Source organism: Streptomyces sp. (assembly GCF_031181555.1).
In the GTDB taxonomy this organism is placed as follows: domain Bacteria; phylum Actinomycetota; class Actinomycetes; order Streptomycetales; family Streptomycetaceae; genus Streptomyces; species Streptomyces fimbriatus.
Genome location: NZ_JAPSKQ010000022.1, coordinates 1 through 15289 on the forward strand (window position 1 = coordinate 1; position 15289 = coordinate 15289).

Below are 15289 nucleotides of genomic sequence, written 5' to 3' on the forward strand. Positions count from 1 at the left end.
CGCCACGGTGAACGAGGTTGTCCAGGACGATCGCGCCGCGTACCTCCCCTGCGGGGTCCAGGTACCACCATCCGTCCTGGAACACCATCAAGGATGCCGGTTCCGCTGGGTCGTACCGTGCAGGCACATGGACCCAGAACTTCCGGAAGGTGCCCGGGTAGACCTCGCTGTCCCTCCACTCGAACACAACCGTCTCGCCAGCGGGCACGCCCTGTTGTGGAGCGGAATCGGGTCCGTGGACGTAGCGCACGTCCGACTGGTCGATCGGAAGTGGCAGGTAGGGCATCTCGATGGTCATGGGGAGCAACCGTAGGACGATCACCGCCCTTGACCACAAGGGATTTTCATCCAGACGCTCCAACCTCGCAGCTTCAGTGCGAGGTTGGAAAGGGCTCAATGACATCCACACGTACTATCTATGTGTTGGCGGGGGCTGCGCCGGTAGTCGTTCACAACGGCAACTGCTTCGGGGGTGAATGGAGCGACGACAACAACCTCGATGAGCACCTCAGGAAGCATGGTGAGGAAATGGGATTCGACACCATGACCGAGTGCAACTGTGCGGCGCAGGACCTCATGTGTATGGGTGATGGTCGTAGGCCTGGGGGTCTCGTGAAGAGGGATGGTGATGTTCAGCGGTTCTTCGACCCTGAGTCGGGAGAATTTGGGTTTGCTGGGCCGAGGGGCATCGTCACGTACTTCAAGCCAGATGACGGCCTGGGCTATTTCAGGCGGCAGCCGGGGTCGAGGTTCCATAAATGAGCCTCTACCCCTGTCCCTGCTGCGGGCACCTCGTCCATGAAGTCCCGCCCGGCTCTTTCCGGATCTGCCCCGTCTGCGGCTGGTAGGACGACCTGGCTCAGCTGCGTTGGCCCGGTGTCAGCGGCGCCAATCGCCGCTCTCTTGTAGAGGCTCAGCGGCTTTATCAAGAGGTCGGAGTTGCCGATCCCGTGTTCGTCCCAAAGGTCCGCCTGCCGGATAGATCCTGGCCGATGGAGGACGGTTTTCGTGCTGTCATTCCGGAAGTCGATGAATTCGAGCCTGATGGGGTGATGGGGGCGGAATGGCCTGAGGGTCGAACGCAGCTCTACTGGTGGAGGCCGCACTTTTGGTGGCGGTCGTATAGGGGAATTGATTCGGAAGCGTGAGGGCGTTTGCTCCGAGCTGACGAGCGAGACCGTTGCCTCCGGCCTTCCTCTTGAAGGGTTCAGGTAGCAAATATGAAGCCCCGTCAGGTGCGTCCTGGCGGGGCTTCTGCATGGGGTGACGGCAGTAGTTGACGGCAACGTCAGCGGACGGTGGCTCCGCACAGCTGGGGGTCATCGCCCTCGTCGCGGGTCGACTCGCCGCTGGCAGGACCGTCAAGGGCGGTGCTGAGGGTGTCGATGGCGTCGCGCTGGAGGCGGAGTCGGACGTGGGCGTAGACGGTGGCGGTGACGCCGATGTGGGCGTGGCCGAGGAGTTCCTTGATGACGACGAGTTCGACGCCCTGTTCCAAGAGCAGGGTGGTGGTCGGGTGGCGGAGGTCGTGGAAGCGGATGCGGCGGAAGCCGGCCTTGCGGAGGAGCGTGGTGAAGGTGCGGGTGAGGTTGGTCGGGTCGATCGGCCTGCCCTGTGGCGTGGTGAACACGTACCCGTTGTGCTGCCACTCGGTTCCTGCCGCGTGCCGTTCGCGTTGCTGCTCCTCGTGGTGGTGCTTCAGCGACTGGAGGCAGCGGGCGGGGAGGGCGATGTGGCGCTCGGAGGCCCGGGCCTGGACCTGCTGCAGGGCTCGGGTGAAGACCCCGTCCAGGGCGTAGCGGCGGAAGCGGGTGCAGACCGTCTGTCACGGGCCGTAGCGTTCGGGCAGGTCACACCAGGAGATCCCGGTCCGGCTCCTGTGGACCATCCCGTTGCTCACCCGGCGGTCCTCCACGCGCGGCCGGCCCGTCGCGGCCCGCGGTATCAGCGGAGCGAGCAACTCCCACCCACGGTGGGTGAGTTCATGACGACGTACCAGCCCACCATGATCCACCACCTAGTGATCTTTGAAGACGGACCTAAACGGCGTCCCGTGAGGGAGTGAGGGACAGGATTTGATGTCCTCGACTGGGGTGGGGTTCATCCAGCGAGGGCCAGGTTGTGCAGCCGGGCCACGCCGAGGACGGCGTGGTGGACGCCGTCGCCGCGTAGTCGGCAGTCGCGGAGGATCTTGTAAGCCTTCATCCTGGTGAAGGCGTGCTCAACACGGGCTCTCACTCGGCGGTGGACGGTGTTGCCGGCCTGCTGCGCGGGGGTGGGTGACCGGTCTCTGCGTGGCCAGTGCGGGATGAGAGCAGGAGTACCGCGATAGCCGCCGTCACCGAGAACGGCGCGTTTTTCACGGCCCGGTCCACGCCCGATTCACGGTAGGCACGGGCGTCGTGGCGGTTGCCGGGCAAGGGCCGCCCGGCCGCCACGACCAGTCGGTATGGGCGTCGGTGAGACCTGGTGGTTGGTGGACTAGCGGTAGTTCTTGCTGGAGGCGGCCACGCTACGGTCACGGGTGGGAACCTGGGTGCCGTCCACGATCAGCACCGTGCCGGCCGGATGCCGGCGCCGCACGACCCCGACGAGCTTGCGGAACTGGTGGCCGTTCAGTCCGGCGAACAGGTCCACCCACTGCGGCTCAGCCGCCGTCACCACAGCACTCACATCAAGATCATCACATGCCTGACCAGGGCTTACGGGACGCCGTTCGCGCCAACGCGCTGCGCCGCCGACAGCCTCGTCCCGGAGACAAGTGGTACCTGGACGAGGTCTTCATCAAGATCAGCGGCGAACAGAGGCACCTGTGGCGAGCCGTCGACCAGGACGGCAGCGTCCTCGACATTCTCGTGCAGAACCGCCGGGACGCCACCGCGGCCAGGCGGTTCTTCCGCCGCCTGATGAGAAACACGGGCACGGTGCCCGGAGTGGTCGTCACGCACAAGCTTCGTCCCCGCAGTGTGGCCCACCGCGAGGTGATGCCCTCCGTCGAGCATCGTTCCCACAAGGGCTTGAACAACCGAGCGGAGGACAGCCACCAGCCCACCAGGCAGTGCGAACGCGCGATGATGGGCTTTCGCAGCGTAGGGGGAGCCGGGCGGTTCCTGGCCGCGTTCGGCGGCATCTCACCGCGCTTCCGGCCCCGCCGCCACCTGATGACCGCCACCGACCACCGCACCGAGATGACCGTCCGCTTCGCGATCTGGAAGCGGATCACCGGCGTTGTCGGCTTGCCTGCCGCGGTCTGAGCACTGAGCCGGAACCCGGCCCCACCACACCCGATACGTCATCAGGCGCTCACACACTCAACAACGTGACAACGCCACCGTCCGCCTAGCCGCCGCCCGCCCGGCCCGGACGTGGTGGGACGGTCACGGGGAGGCGAAGGCCGGGCGGTGGTTCGGCGCCCTCCGTGACGCGGCCGTCGGCCACGGTGAGGACGCGGTCCGCGCGGGCGGCGACATCGAGGCTGTGGGTGATGAGGACGACGGCGAGGCCCAGTTCCCGCCGGGCGTCGTCGAGCACCGTGAGGATCTCGGCCTCGGTGTCGGGATCCAGTGCCGAGGTGCTCTCGTCGCAGACGACGACCCGGGGGCCGGCCGCCAACGCCCTTGCCAACGCGACCCGCTGCCGTTCGCCGCCGGAGAGCTCACCGGGCAGCCGGTTCGCGTGCTCGGGGCGCAGCCGCACCGTGCGCAGCAGGTCGTCGACCTGGGCGGCGAGCCGTTCGCGGTCGGTGGTCTCACGCAGCAGCCGCAGCGGACGGACGAGGGCGGTGCGTACGGTCTGCCGGGGGTGCAGCGCCTCGGCCGGGTTCTGCGCCACCAGTTGCAGGGCCGCCCGCTGGGCGCGACCGCGGCGGCGCGCGTCCCACGGCACGGGCTCGCCGTCCAGCGACAGGGTCCCGGCGCGCGGCTGGTGCAGCCCGGCCAGACAGCGGCCGAGGGTGGTCTTGCCGGTGCCGGAGACCCCCAGGACGGCCACGCACTCGCCCGGTGCCACATCGAGATCCACGTCGGACAGGACGGGGTGGGCACCGGAGTAGCTGGTGGTGATGCCCCGTGCGCGAAGCACCGGTTCGCCGGTGCGGGTGGCCGGGGCGGGAGCCGTCGGGCGTGCGTCGCCCGGGTTCCCCGGGACCTCGACGGGCGGAGCGACCAGGGTGACCGGCCCACGCCGCTCCTCCCGTACGGCGGACGGCCGGTCGCTCTCCACACGCCCGGCCGCCATGGTGACCACCCGGTCCACGGAGCGGGCCAGGGTGTCGACGTCGTGGCTGATCCACAGAAGGGCCGTGCCGGAGTGGTGGATGCGCCGGAGTTCGCCGACGATGCCCTCCTTGGTGGCCGGGTCGAGGCCCGTGGTCGGCTCGTCGAGGACCAGCAGGGCGGGGGCGCGGCCGAGAGCCATGCCGAGCGCGATGCGTTGCTGCTGCCCGCCGGAGAGCTGGTGCGGGTAGCGCCGGGCGAAGTCCCGGTCCGTGGGCAGCCCGACGCGGGCCAGCAGTTCGGCGACCGCTCGGGGGCGTTCGCGCCGGGTGGGCGGCTCCGGCAGGGAGTCCAGCAGCGCCGCGCCGACGCGCCGGTACGGGTTGAGCGCGTGCCCCGGGTCCTGGGGAACGTACGCCACCGTCCGGCCGCGCAGCCAGGGCGGTGCGGGGAAGACCTCGCTGCCCTGGACGCGTACCGTGCCCGACGAGCGCCGCATGCCCTCGCGGAGGTGGCCGAGCACGGCCAGCGCGGTGGTCGTCTTGCCGCAGCCGGACGCCCCGATGAGGCCCACCGCGGCCCCCTCGGGAACGGTCAGGCTCACCTCGTCGAGGACGACCCGCCCTCCGGCGTTGACGGTCAGCTTCTCGACGGCCACCAGGGGCCGCTGCCCGGCGCTCATGCCTGGATCGCCCGCGAGCGGCGGGCGATGTCGTCGGACAGGACGTTCGCCGCGACCGCCAGCAGGGCCACCAGCAGCACGGGCGCGGCGAGCGCCCACGGCTGGAGTTCCGCGCCGGGCAGGGCGTCGGCGATGAGGACGCCCCAGTCGGCGGTGCCGGTGCCGAGGCCGAGGAAGCCCGCGGCGGCGACGAGATAGACGCTGAGGACGAAGCGGACCGCGGCGTCGGCCAGCAGCGGTCCCGCGACGAAGGGCAGCAGTTCGCGGACGACCAGCCACGGCAGCCGTTCGCCCCGGGCGACCGCGGCCTCCACATGGGCGCGCCGGGTGACCGGTCCGGCCGCCGCCCGGACGACACGCGCGGACAGCGGGAGACTGACCACGACGACGGCCGCGACGATGCTCCAGCGGCCGGGGGCCGCGGTGAGGAAGAGCAGGAGCAGCAGCAGCGGCGGGATGGCGAGCAGCGCGTCCAGGGGGCGCATGACCAGGCTGTCCACCCAGGGGCGGCGCACCGCGGCGAGCGCGGCGGTCAGGCCCACGGCCGCGCCCAGGACGGCGCCCGCGACGGTGGTGACCGCGGCGGTCAGCAGCACGCCGCGGCCGCCGTGCAGCACTCGGGAGAGCACGTCGCGGCCCAACTGGTCGGTCCCCAGGAGGCCTTGACCGGGTGCCGCGTAGGGCCGTCCGACGATCTCGGTGGGGGAGTGCGGCGCCAGCCACGGCCCCACGAGAGCCAGCAGGATGACGGCGGCCAGCACGGCGCAGGCGGCGAGCGCGCCCCGGGGCGGCCGGGGCGTGGTATGGGAGGTCATGGCGCGGTCCTCTTCCATGGCGTCGTGAGGGTGACGGCGATGTCGGCGGCGGCCAGCGCGAGGAGCGTCGCGCCGCCGAGCAGCACTGCGAGGGCCTGGGCGACGGGGATGTCGCCGGACTGCACCGAGCCGACGAGGAGTTGACCGATCCCCGGATAGCCGTAGACCCGCTCCACGAGGACGGCGCCGCCCACCAGGCCGATGCCGAGGACGCACCAGATCTGCACGGCGACGGGGAGCACGGCGGGCAGCACGGCGCGGCGCAGGACGGCGCGCCGGGGCGTTCCGTTGAGCCCGGCGGTCTCGACGTGCGGGGCGCGCAGGGCGGCCGCCGTCGCCGCCCGGATGACCCGAACGGCATGGGCGAGCGACAGGGACAGCAGACTCAGTAACGGCAGCGCGAGGAGCCGCGGATCGAGGGGCAGGCCGTCGGTCGCCGGGGCCAACGACACGGCGGGGAACCAGCCGAGCCACACCGAGAGCACCAGGACGAGAACGCCCGCGACCACGTACTCGGGCAGCGCCACCAGGATGACCGCCACGGTCGACACCGTCCGGTCGGGCAGCCGCCCGCGCCGCACCCCGGCCCAGACGCCGAGCAGCAGCGACAGCGGTACGACGGCGGCGAGCGTGAGCCCGGCCAGGAACAGCGAGTTGCCAAGCCGGTCGGCGATCAGCGAGCGGACCGGCACCCCGCTGAGCATCGAGACGCCGAGATCGCCCCGGAGCAGACCACCGGCCCACTCCGTGTACCTCTGCCAGAGCGGGTCGTCGAGACCGAGCCGGTCCCGGGCGGCTTCGAGCTGCTCGGGAGTGGCCCGGTCGCCGAGGCGGCTGGTGGCCGGGTCTCCGGGCAGCAGGTCCACGCCGGCGAAGACGACCAGGCTGAGCAGTGCGAGCAGCACGGCGCAGACGCCGAGCCGCCGGGCCGCGAACCGCAGCAGGCCGCCGGTCACGCCAGCCAGGCCTTGCCCAGATACGGGAACTTGGCGGTGCCGCGGCCGGTGACGCCCTGCACCCGGTCACGCGTGAGGCTGAGGGTGTCGGCGAACCCCCACACCACCCAGTTGCCCCGGTCGTGCATGGCCGTCTGCACCCGGCGCCAGGCCTGCTGCCGTTCGTCCGCCCCACGCACCGCGATCGCGTCGGCCAGGGCGCGTTTGAACTGGGCGTCGTCGAACGAGAGCGAGGGCCGCAGCGCGGTGCGGGTGTAGATGGCCTGCAACGGGAAGGCGTAGATGGCGAAGGTGACCGCGTCCACCGACTCCATCGCCTTGACGTCGAAGAACTCGGCGGCGCTGACCGTCTGGGCCTTCACCTTTAGGCCGATGTCCTTCATCTGCTCGGCGAACAGCTCGGCCGAGGCGTTGCAGCCGGTCTCGATCTCCGCCGACCGCACGGTGATCTCGACCCCCTCCGCGCCCGCGGCGCGCAGCAGGCTCCGGGCCTGGTCCACGTCGCGGGCCAGGGGCTCCAGATCGTCGGCGTAGTACTGCGCCCCGGCGCCGTACAGGTCGTTGCCGACCTCGCCGTACCCGAGGAGGACGGTGTCGACGAGGGCCTGGCGGTCGACGGCGAGGCGGACGGCCTTGCGCACCCGGGGGTCGTCGAAGGGCGGGCGGCCGGTGGACAGCATGAACCCGAATCCGGTGCGTTCGTTGCGGGTGCCCTTGTGGACGACGGTGGCCCCGGCGCCGCGCCCCTTGGCGGCCTCCGTGTACGGCAGCGCGGCGGCGAAGTCGGCCTGGCCCGAGCGGACCGCGTTCACGCGCGCCTGCGGGTCGTCGAGGCTGAGCACCACCAGCTCGTCGAGGTAGGGGGCGCCGTCCCAGTGGTCGTCGAAGCGGCGCAGCGTGCTGGAGCGGCCGGGGGCGAAGTCGGTGACCTTGAGCGGTCCGGTGCCCATGACCTTGCCGGGCTCGAAGGACGCGGTGCCGTCCTTCAGGACGAAGATCTGGTTGGCCGCGAGCAGGCCCGCCGGGTCGCCGATCGGGCGGCTCAGCGGGACCACGAGCGTGTGGTCGTCCTTGGTCTCGATCCCGGCGGGGTCGATGTAGCCGGACAGCTCGCTCGGGTACGTGCGGTCGGGCGAGGTGACGTAGCGCAGGGTGAAGGCGACGTCCTTGGCCCCGAACGGGGAACCGTCGTGCCACACGACGCCCTTGCGGAGCTTGAGGGTGAAGGACGTGCCGCCCGACGCAGTGGTCGCGGACAGGGCGAGGCCGGGCTGGACCCGGTCGTGCGCCGACCAGAACAGGGCGTCGTAGATGACGCGGTTGCGGGCGAAGTCGGCGGGGCTGGCGGCGGAAAACGGGTCGAGGGACTCGGCCGGGCCACCCCCGGCGAGGGCGGCGGTGAGCGTGCCGCCGCGCTGTGGTCTGCCGGGCGCGTCGTCGCGGGGAGGGGCCGCCTCGCCAGGGTCGTCGTTGCTGCATCCGCTCAGCAGCGGGAGCGACAGCGCCGCTCCGCCGGCCGCCGCCATGCCCATGGCGCGGCGCCTGCTGAGGGAGTTTGAGGGGACGGACATGGGTGGGCACCTCCGGGGCCGCAGCGGTTAGGGCACGACGGAGTCTGCTCACCGCCGGGCGCTGCCACCCCAGGGGTCACCCCCAGCGCATCCCCGGGGGCTGCGCCCGGCCCCGCCGCCCCGAGGCACCCCGCTCGGGCGCTTCCCGTAAAAGGCTGTGCACTCGCGATCGATCAGACGGAGGCCGACGATGGCGCATCCGGATCCGGTCTCCCGGGTCCAGCCGACCCGTAGAGTCGTTGCGTTTTCGATAAAGCAAAGTTCAAGCATTGTGTGAGGACGGGCGGGGCGCACGGTCCGGACGCCGTTCCCCCGCGTCATGGGGGCAGGGTTCCGTTCGTCACGGTGCCTGTCCACCGGGGAGGCCCCGGGCACGAGCACCGGCGCCGTGGGCCAGGGGGTATGCCGGGGGCATGCCCCTGTCGTCACCGGGGTGCGCAGACGATACTGACGGCACCGGGAGCGCATGGAAAGGAAGCCCGCAGTGGTCAGGACCGTACCTGTCAAGTGCTGCTGATCGGCCAGGGCTGTCAGCAATCCTTGCCTGACATCTGCACACCGGGGTTCAATGTTGAGCGCCCGATGATATTCCGATGCCTTAGGGAATCCATCACCGGTGAATCCGTCGCCGGTGAAAAACAAAGCAGGAGGGGGCTTTTTTTTGCCTCGGCAGTAGTTGAACATTCCTGTTCCAGTTTCTCGTGTCCATTCGAAGTCATGGCCGTAGTCATGGGTCCAAGGAGGATGAGTTCGTGCGTCGAGAAAACCGACTACTGGAACGAGATTGCGAATTTGGCTTCGTGCAGTCGGCGCTGCAACACGCCATGGGCGGCGACGGCGCAGTCCTGGCCTTCGAGGGCACCGGCGGCCTCGGCAAGACCAGCCTGCTCCAGTCGCTTCGCGTCGCCGCGCAGACCCAGGGCTTCAGGGTCCTGCACGCGCGCGGCAGCGAATTGGAACGCGACTTCCCCTGGACCGTGGTACGCCAGCTTTTCGAGCGCCTCCTGGCCGCCGATCCCGCCGGAACCGGCGACGGCGCCGCGCTCACCGGCCGCGCCGCGCTGATCCGGACCCTCTTCGACTACGACCAGGAACACCACCCCGGCGGCCTCGCGGCGCTCGGTGAGGACGAACTCTACGCGACCGTGCACGGCCTGTACTGGCTGTGCTGCAACCTCTCCGCCCGGCAGCCGCTGTTGCTCGTCGTCGACGACGCCCAATGGGCCGACCGCTTCTCCCTGCACTTCATCAGCTACCTGATCAACAGACTGGAGGGCGAGTCCGTCCTCGTCGCCCTCGCCCATTCCCCGGCCCCCTCCGCGCACGCCGCCGCCCAGGACCTCATCATGTCCGCCCGTGCCTCACCCCTGGCCACCGTCGCCCGGCTCGCCCCGCTCAGCGAGGACGCGGCCCGCGAGGTGCTCACCGCCCAACTCGGCACCGCCCCGCACGACTCCGTCGTCCACCGCTGCATGGAGATCACCGAGGGCAACCCCCTGCATCTCACCGAACTGGCCAAGGAGATGAAGTCACAGGGCCTGCGGCCGACGGCGTCCGCAGTGCCAGGCATACGGTTGCTCAGCCCCGCCTCCATAGCCTGGGACATCCGCCGCAGCCTCGGCCGACTGCCCGAACCGGCCGTCGCCCTCGCCCAGGCCATCGCCGTCCTGGACACCGACGCCGCGCCCCAGCACAGCGCCGACGTCGCGGGCCTCGACGAGAGCGGGGCCGACGAGGCCGCCAAGTACCTGCGGGACTCCGGGGTATTACGCTCCGGAACGCCGTACGCCTTCCACAGCTCCGTCGCCCGGCACGTCGTCTACGCCGACATGACCGCGCAGCAACGCCACCAGGCGCACCGCCGGGCCGCGGCCAGCCTGCACGCGGCGGACGCCGGTCCCGCCACGGTCGCCGAGCACATCTGCCGCACCGGACCCGGGGTCCCCCCGTGGGCCGTGCGCGTGCTGCGCTCCGCCTCCAGCCAGGCCGTCCAGACCGGTCAACCGGCCACCGCCGTACGGTACCTGCGGCGCGCCCTCGCCGAGCCCACCCCCGACCCCTCCCGGGCGCACCTGCTCGCCCAGCTCGGCTCCGCCGAACTGCTGGCCCGCGACCGGGCGGCCGTCAGCCACCTCGCGGAAGCCGTCCACCACTCCCGCGACCGTGAGGTCATCCGCGCCGTACGCCCCGAACTCGCCCTCGCCCTCGCCGCCAGCGGCCGCTACCCGGAGGCGGTGGACGTCGCACGCCAGTCCTGCGGCACCGCGAGCGGGCCGGAGGACACTGTCACCACCCGGGCCCGCCTCATCGAACGCGTGCTGACCCGGATGTCAAGGGGCGGCAGCCGCACCACGCCCGCGTACGACCTGACCCCCGGGGCCGTACGCGCGCACGCCGCCGTCGAGGCGTGGAGCCGCGGGCTGCCCGCCGGCCGGGTCGCCCGCTTCGCGAGCGCGGCCGTCGCCGACGGGGTGCGCCTGCCCGACCAGGACATGGAACTGCCGCCCGTGTCCCTGGCCGCCTGGATGCTCACCCAGTGCGACGACCTGCCCGCCGCCGAACAGGTCCTCACCCGGGTCGCGCGCCAGGCGTCCCGCCACGGGCTCCTGCTCACCGCGACCACGGCCGAGAGCATGCGCGCCCGGGTCCTGCTCGACACGGGACGGCTCGCCGAGGCCGAGACCGTGGCCCGGTCCGTCCTGGGGGACCACCACACCACCGCCCTCACCCCGGTCGGCGTCCCCGTGGCCGCCGCCGTCCTTGTGCACTGCCTCATCGAGACCGGCCGGCCCGCCGAGGCCGAGGAACTCCTCAAGGCCAGGGGCCTGACCGGGACGCTCCCCGACGCCGCGCCGTTCGTCCCACTGCGCCTGGCCCGGGGACGGCTCAGCATCCGGCTCACCCGGGACGAGGACGGACTCCAGGAACTCCTCGCCTGCCGGGCCCTGGCGCTGGCCGAGGGCTGGCTCTATCCGTCCGCCACCACCGAGTACCTCACGGACGCCGCCCGCGCCCTCGCCGTGACCGGCAGTGTGCGCGCCGCCCGAGCCCTCGCCCTGGAGGAGGTCAACCGCTGCCGCGCCTTCGGTGCCGCCCGGCCCCTCGCGGTCGCCCTGCGGACGCTGGCGAGCGTCACCGGCGACAAGGTGCTCGCCCGCCTGGAGGACGCCGACCGGCTGCTGGAGGATCTGCCCGACGCGCTGGAGCGCGCCCGCACCATGGTCGAACTCGGCTCGGCACTGCGGCGAGCGGGCCATCGCACCCAGGCCCGGCAGCCGCTCACGGCGGGCCTGAAGCTGGCCCACGGCATCGGCGCGGCCACGGTCGCCGCGGCCGCCCGCTCGGAGCTACGGCTCGCCGGTACCCGCCTCTCCCGGGTCGGCGACGGGCTCTGCACGGCCCTGACCCCGGCCGAGGAACGCGTTGCGCAGAAGGCGGCCGAGGGGCTGAGCAACAAGGAGATCTCCCGCGAGCTGTACGTGTCCGTGAAGACCGTCGAATGGCATCTGGGCCAGGTCTACGCCAAGCTCGGCATCGCCAAGCGCTCGGAACTGCCCCGGGCCCTGCCCCTCGACGGGTCGCCGGTGCGGCAGAGTTCCTGAGCCGGGCGAGCCCCGCCCGCTGGGTCGGTACTGTCCGACTACCCCTTACACACCCCACACTCCCGCACCCCACACTCCCCGCACCCGGACTCCCCACTCCCCTTCCCCCACCCCCCGCCCCCAGGTCACTCGTCCCACCCCGACACCTCGCCGTCCGGTACCCGGGCCGGGAATGCTGGGGGCGTCCCCTGGTGCCCGGTTCCGGTCGCACGGGCGAGGCTCAAGGTCGCCAACACCCCGAGGACCTCCGGCGAAAGGGCCACCCGATGACCGCACCCGTGGACGTGAAGCCGCCGACTCCAGGGCTCAACGAGGGCGAGCGGGACTACGTGAACCGCGTAGCCGAGCACTACCGCGACACCGACAACATGGCCTGGGAGCACGGCTTCCTGATCGGCTGGCTGATGATCTGCGACCCCGTGGAGCAGTCGGCCGGCGAGCTGTGCAAGGCGCTCGGCGTACGCCGGGAGTCCGTCGACCACATCGACGCGCTCCTCGTACCGCCGGGCGTGCTCACCCGCAAGGAACTGCCCGGCGGCGAGTACGCGCTGGCGATGAGCCTCGACGTCTGGCCGAAGACCGTGCAGCACTCGATGCTCGCCGTGCCTTCCTTCCACTCGGTGATGGAGCACGGCCTCCAGGTCCTGGAGGGGGAGCCGGAGGAACGCCGTCGCCGCCTGCTGAACATGGAGCGCTTCTTCCGGTACCTCGGCGAGGAACTGCCCGCCGTCTTCGACCGGTACGAGGCCTCGGCACCCCTGAAGTGACCCGCCCCGACTCCCCGAAGGACAGCCATGAGCGAGAGCACCGTACAGCCCGACGCCATCGACCGGATCGAGCAGACCGACCAGCCGCCCCCCACCCCCGGCTTGACCGAGGGTGAACGCGGCTTCGTCCACAAGGTCGCCCAGCACTACCGCAACACGGACAACATGGCCTGGAACTACGGCTATGTCTTCGGATACCTGATGATTTGCACCCCGGTCCAGCAGCGCGCCAGCCAGATCGTCGAGGCCCTCGGCGTGACCCGGGAGGACGTCGACCGCGTGTCGCAGCTCCTCGTTACCCCGGGCGTCTTCGAACGCCGCGACGAGCCCGGCAGCGACGACTTCCTGATGTGGCTGCCCGATGGCAACTGGCCCAAGGCCGTGCGCTACTCCCTCGTCAACATGCCCAGGTTCCACGAGGTCCTCAAGCGGGGCCTGGAGGTCCTGGCGGACGCCCCTGCGGAGCGCCGCGAACGGATCGCCACCCTGGAGCACCTCTACCGCCACCTCGCCGTGGAGATCCCCGCGGTCTTCGACCGGTTCGAGACCGCCACGGCCAAGTAGGAACCGGGTACCCGCCCATGGACCAGGACGGCGCCTTCGCCCCCACACTCACCCCCGCCCGCCGGGTGCGGCCAGAGCACCTGGGGTCCGCCGCGTTCCGGCGCGACCACCGCGTGCGCTACGCGTACGTCGCCGGATCGATGTTCAAGGCGACGGCCTCCCAGGACATGGTCGTCCGCATGGCCCGAGCCGGCCTGCTCGCCTACTTCGGCACCGGCGGACTGCGCCCGGAACGCGTCGAGTCGGTCATCCGCGCCCTCGACGCGACCCTCGGCGGCGACCGTTCCTACGGCATGAACCTGCTGTCCTCACCCGGCTCGCCCCGCAAGGAGGAGGACCTGGTCGACCTGCTACTGGCCCGCCGCGTCCGGCGAGTGGAGGCGGCGGCGTTCATCCGGATGTCGCCCGCCCTGGTCCGCTACCGGATCACCGGCCTGACCCGCGCACCCGACGGCCGGGTCCACATCCCCCACAAGGTGCTCGGCAAGGTGTCCCGGCCCGAGACGGCCGAGGCCTACCTCAGCCCGCCCCCGGCGGGTGTCGTACGGGACCTGCTGCGCGCGGGCCGCGTCACCGCCGAGGAGGCGGAGCTGGCGGCCCGGATCCCCATGGCCGACGACCTGTGCGCCGAGGCCGACTCGGGCGGCCACACCGACCAGCGGTCGCTGATCACACTGCTGCCGGACATGGTCGGGCTGCGCGACCGGGTCGCCGCGGAGCGTTTCGCGGGCGCCGCGGCCGTCCGGATCGGGGTGGCGGGCGGCATCGGCACGCCCGAGGCCGTCGCCGCCGCCTTCATGCTGAACGCGGACTTCGTGCTGACCGGCAGCATCAACCAGTGCACCGTCGAGGCCGGTACCAGCGACGCCGCCAAGGACATGCTCCAGCAGGCGGGCGTGCAGGACACCGCGATCGTGCCCGCCGGGGACATGCTGGAGATCGGCGCCAAGGCGCAGGTGCTGCGCAAGGGACTGCTCTTCCCGACCCGCGCCAACAAGCTCTACGAACTCTCCCTGCGCCTGAACTCACTGGACGAACTGGACGACCGGACCGCCCGGCAGATCCAGGAGAGGTACTTCCACCGCACCTTCGACGAGGTGTGGCAGGAGACCGCGGAGCACCTTGCCCGCACCGACCCCGACCAGCTCGCCGCCGCCGAACGCGACCCGAAGCTGCGGATGATCCTCACCTTCAAGTGGTACTTCGTGCACTCCGCCCGGCTCGCGATGAGCGGCGCCCCCGAACAGCGCGTGGACTACCAGATTCCCTGCGGTCCCTCCCTGGGCGCCCTCAACAGCCTGCTGCGCGGCACCCCGCGGGAGAACTGGCGCGCCCGACACGTCGACGACCTCGCCGAACTCCTCATGGACGGCGCCGCCCGACTGTGGCAGCGCCGCCTGGAGGAGACCGCCGCCCACGGTGAGGACGCCGTACCAGAAGGAACGATTCTGTGACCGACACCCAGCATGAGCGTCTCCGCGCCCTGCTGCTCTACCTGCTCGGCTGCCTGGTGTTCTCGACCGGCGCGTACCTGTTCATCCGCTCCAACCTGGGCACCGACCCGCTGGATGCGTTCGCGCTCGGCCTCAAGGAGCACATCACCATCACGGTCGGCCTCGCCCAGGCCGCCGTGGCGGTGGTCTGTCTCGGCCTGTCCGCCCTGTGGAACCGGCACCGGCCGCTGCTCGCACCGCTGTTCACCTTCTTCCTCTGCGGCAGTGTGATCGACCTGCTGATGTGGACGGAGCCCGCGGGCCGCCTCGGCGCCGACGGGCCGGTGCTGCTCGCCCCGGCGACCCTGCTGTGCGCCTACGGCTCTGCCCTCATCATCCTGGGCGGCTTCGGCATCCGCCCCATCGACGTGCTCGCCATCACCATGACCCGCAAGTGGCGCTGGCCGTTCTGGGCGGCCAAGGGGCTCATCGAGGTCGCGCTGATGACGACTGGGCTGCTGCTCGGCGGCCCCGTCGGCGCCGGCACCGTCTGCTTCCTCGTCGGCGTCGACGTGCTCATCCAGCCCCTGCTGCACCTCAATGTCCGCTACCTCGGGCTCCCCAACCTCGGGCTGCCCGAACACACCCTCCGCCCCGCCGACGCCACCTAGGGCGCGTCCGGCAC

The 15289-nt window shown here is 71.4% G+C and carries 12 protein-coding genes and 4 pseudogenes; 8 read left to right on the plus strand and 8 right to left on the minus strand.

From position 1 onward, the window contains the following. Positions 1-298: pseudogene (locus RIM90_RS07390) on the minus strand (esterase family protein); the annotation flags it as partial. A 98-nt stretch (positions 299-396) separates the two neighbouring features. Here RIM90_RS07390 and RIM90_RS07395 point away from each other — a divergent pair. Next, positions 397-762, plus strand: coding sequence for a hypothetical protein (locus RIM90_RS07395; RefSeq protein ID WP_309059767.1), 366 nt, complete (start codon positions 397-399; stop codon positions 760-762). Then, positions 759-1148: pseudogene (locus tag RIM90_RS31525) on the plus strand (CPCC family cysteine-rich protein). The gene RIM90_RS07395 and the pseudogene RIM90_RS31525 overlap by 4 nt, the downstream one beginning before the upstream one ends. Before the next feature lie 140 nt (positions 1149-1288). Here RIM90_RS31525 and RIM90_RS07405 read toward each other — a convergent pair. The 3 genes and pseudogenes from RIM90_RS07405 to RIM90_RS07410 all read right to left on the minus strand — a co-directional run. Next, a pseudogene (locus tag RIM90_RS07405) lies at positions 1289-1756 on the minus strand (tyrosine-type recombinase/integrase); the annotation flags it as partial. 69 nt (positions 1757-1825) lie between these two features. Next, a complete protein-coding gene (locus RIM90_RS31530; RefSeq protein ID WP_375165409.1) occupies positions 1826-2017 on the minus strand; it encodes a transposase in 192 nt (63 codons plus the stop codon). A gap of 83 nt (positions 2018-2100) precedes the next feature. Further along, positions 2101-2673: pseudogene (locus RIM90_RS07410) on the minus strand (transposase family protein). Positions 2674-2687: 14 nt separating this feature from the next. Here RIM90_RS07410 and RIM90_RS07415 point away from each other — a divergent pair. Next, positions 2688-3254, plus strand: a complete 567-nt coding sequence (locus RIM90_RS07415; protein ID WP_309059769.1) for a DDE-type integrase/transposase/recombinase — start codon at positions 2688-2690, stop codon at positions 3252-3254. An 85-nt stretch (positions 3255-3339) separates the two neighbouring features. Here RIM90_RS07415 and RIM90_RS07420 read toward each other — a convergent pair whose 3' ends face one another. Genes RIM90_RS07420 through RIM90_RS07435 form a run of 4 tightly spaced genes read right to left on the minus strand, consistent with a single transcriptional unit; the run spans position 3340 to position 8238 of the window. Further along, positions 3340-4896, minus strand: coding sequence for an ATP-binding cassette domain-containing protein (locus RIM90_RS07420; protein WP_309059770.1), 1557 nt, complete (start codon positions 4894-4896; stop codon positions 3340-3342). Then, on the minus strand, positions 4893-5711 hold the full coding sequence (locus tag RIM90_RS07425) for an ABC transporter permease subunit (protein ID WP_309059771.1): 819 nt from the start codon (positions 5709-5711) through the stop codon (positions 4893-4895). The genes RIM90_RS07420 and RIM90_RS07425 overlap by 4 nt, the downstream gene beginning before the upstream one ends. Further along, positions 5708-6667 carry an ABC transporter permease gene (locus RIM90_RS07430; RefSeq protein ID WP_309059772.1) on the minus strand — a complete coding sequence of 320 codons (960 nt, stop codon included), beginning with the start codon at positions 6665-6667 and terminating at the stop codon, positions 5708-5710. Before RIM90_RS07430 ends, RIM90_RS07425 begins: the two co-directional genes overlap by 4 nt. Beyond that, positions 6664-8238 carry an ABC transporter substrate-binding protein gene (locus tag RIM90_RS07435; RefSeq protein WP_309059773.1) on the minus strand — a complete coding sequence of 525 codons (1575 nt, stop codon included), beginning with the start codon at positions 8236-8238 and terminating at the stop codon, positions 6664-6666. The genes RIM90_RS07430 and RIM90_RS07435 overlap by 4 nt, the downstream gene beginning before the upstream one ends. A gap of 752 nt (positions 8239-8990) precedes the next feature. Between RIM90_RS07435 and RIM90_RS07440 the strand changes: the two genes are divergently transcribed. The 5 genes from RIM90_RS07440 (at position 8991) to RIM90_RS07460 (ending at position 15275) form a co-directional block, all read left to right on the plus strand. Continuing rightward, positions 8991-11840, plus strand: coding sequence for a LuxR C-terminal-related transcriptional regulator (locus RIM90_RS07440; protein WP_309059774.1), 2850 nt, complete (start codon positions 8991-8993; stop codon positions 11838-11840). 266 nt (positions 11841-12106) lie between these two features. After that, a complete protein-coding gene (locus RIM90_RS07445; protein ID WP_309059775.1) occupies positions 12107-12607 on the plus strand; it encodes a hypothetical protein in 501 nt (166 codons plus the stop codon). 27 nt (positions 12608-12634) lie between these two features. Continuing rightward, positions 12635-13171: a hypothetical protein gene (locus RIM90_RS07450; RefSeq protein ID WP_309059776.1), complete on the plus strand. Its 537-nt coding sequence runs from the start codon at positions 12635-12637 to the stop codon at positions 13169-13171. Between the two features lie 17 nt (positions 13172-13188). After that, the gene (locus RIM90_RS07455) at positions 13189-14625 is read left to right on the plus strand and encodes a PfaD family polyunsaturated fatty acid/polyketide biosynthesis protein (RefSeq protein ID WP_309059777.1); all 1437 of its coding nucleotides are present in this window, start codon (positions 13189-13191) and stop codon (positions 14623-14625) included. After that, the gene (locus tag RIM90_RS07460; protein WP_309059778.1) at positions 14622-15275 is read left to right on the plus strand and encodes a hypothetical protein; all 654 of its coding nucleotides are present in this window, start codon (positions 14622-14624) and stop codon (positions 15273-15275) included. The genes RIM90_RS07455 and RIM90_RS07460 overlap by 4 nt, the downstream gene beginning before the upstream one ends. Positions 15276-15289: the final 14 nt, after the last annotated feature.

Bases quoted from the DNA above. Each gene is read 5' to 3' on its own strand.
- RIM90_RS07395 (WP_309059767.1), top strand. From the start codon at position 397: ATGACATCCACACGTACTATCTATGTGTTGGCGGGGGCTGCGCCGGTA.
- RIM90_RS07415 (WP_309059769.1), top strand. From the start codon at position 2,688: ATGCCTGACCAGGGCTTACGGGACGCCGTTCGCGCCAACGCGCTGCGC.
- RIM90_RS07420 (WP_309059770.1), bottom strand. From the start codon at position 4,896: ATGAGCGCCGGGCAGCGGCCCCTGGTGGCCGTCGAGAAGCTGACCGTC.
- RIM90_RS07425 (WP_309059771.1), bottom strand. From the start codon at position 5,711: ATGACCTCCCATACCACGCCCCGGCCGCCCCGGGGCGCGCTCGCCGCC.
- RIM90_RS07435 (WP_309059773.1), bottom strand. From the start codon at position 8,238: ATGTCCGTCCCCTCAAACTCCCTCAGCAGGCGCCGCGCCATGGGCATG.
- RIM90_RS07445 (WP_309059775.1), top strand. From the start codon at position 12,107: ATGACCGCACCCGTGGACGTGAAGCCGCCGACTCCAGGGCTCAACGAG.
- RIM90_RS07450 (WP_309059776.1), top strand. From the start codon at position 12,635: ATGAGCGAGAGCACCGTACAGCCCGACGCCATCGACCGGATCGAGCAG.
- RIM90_RS07455 (WP_309059777.1), top strand. From the start codon at position 13,189: ATGGACCAGGACGGCGCCTTCGCCCCCACACTCACCCCCGCCCGCCGG.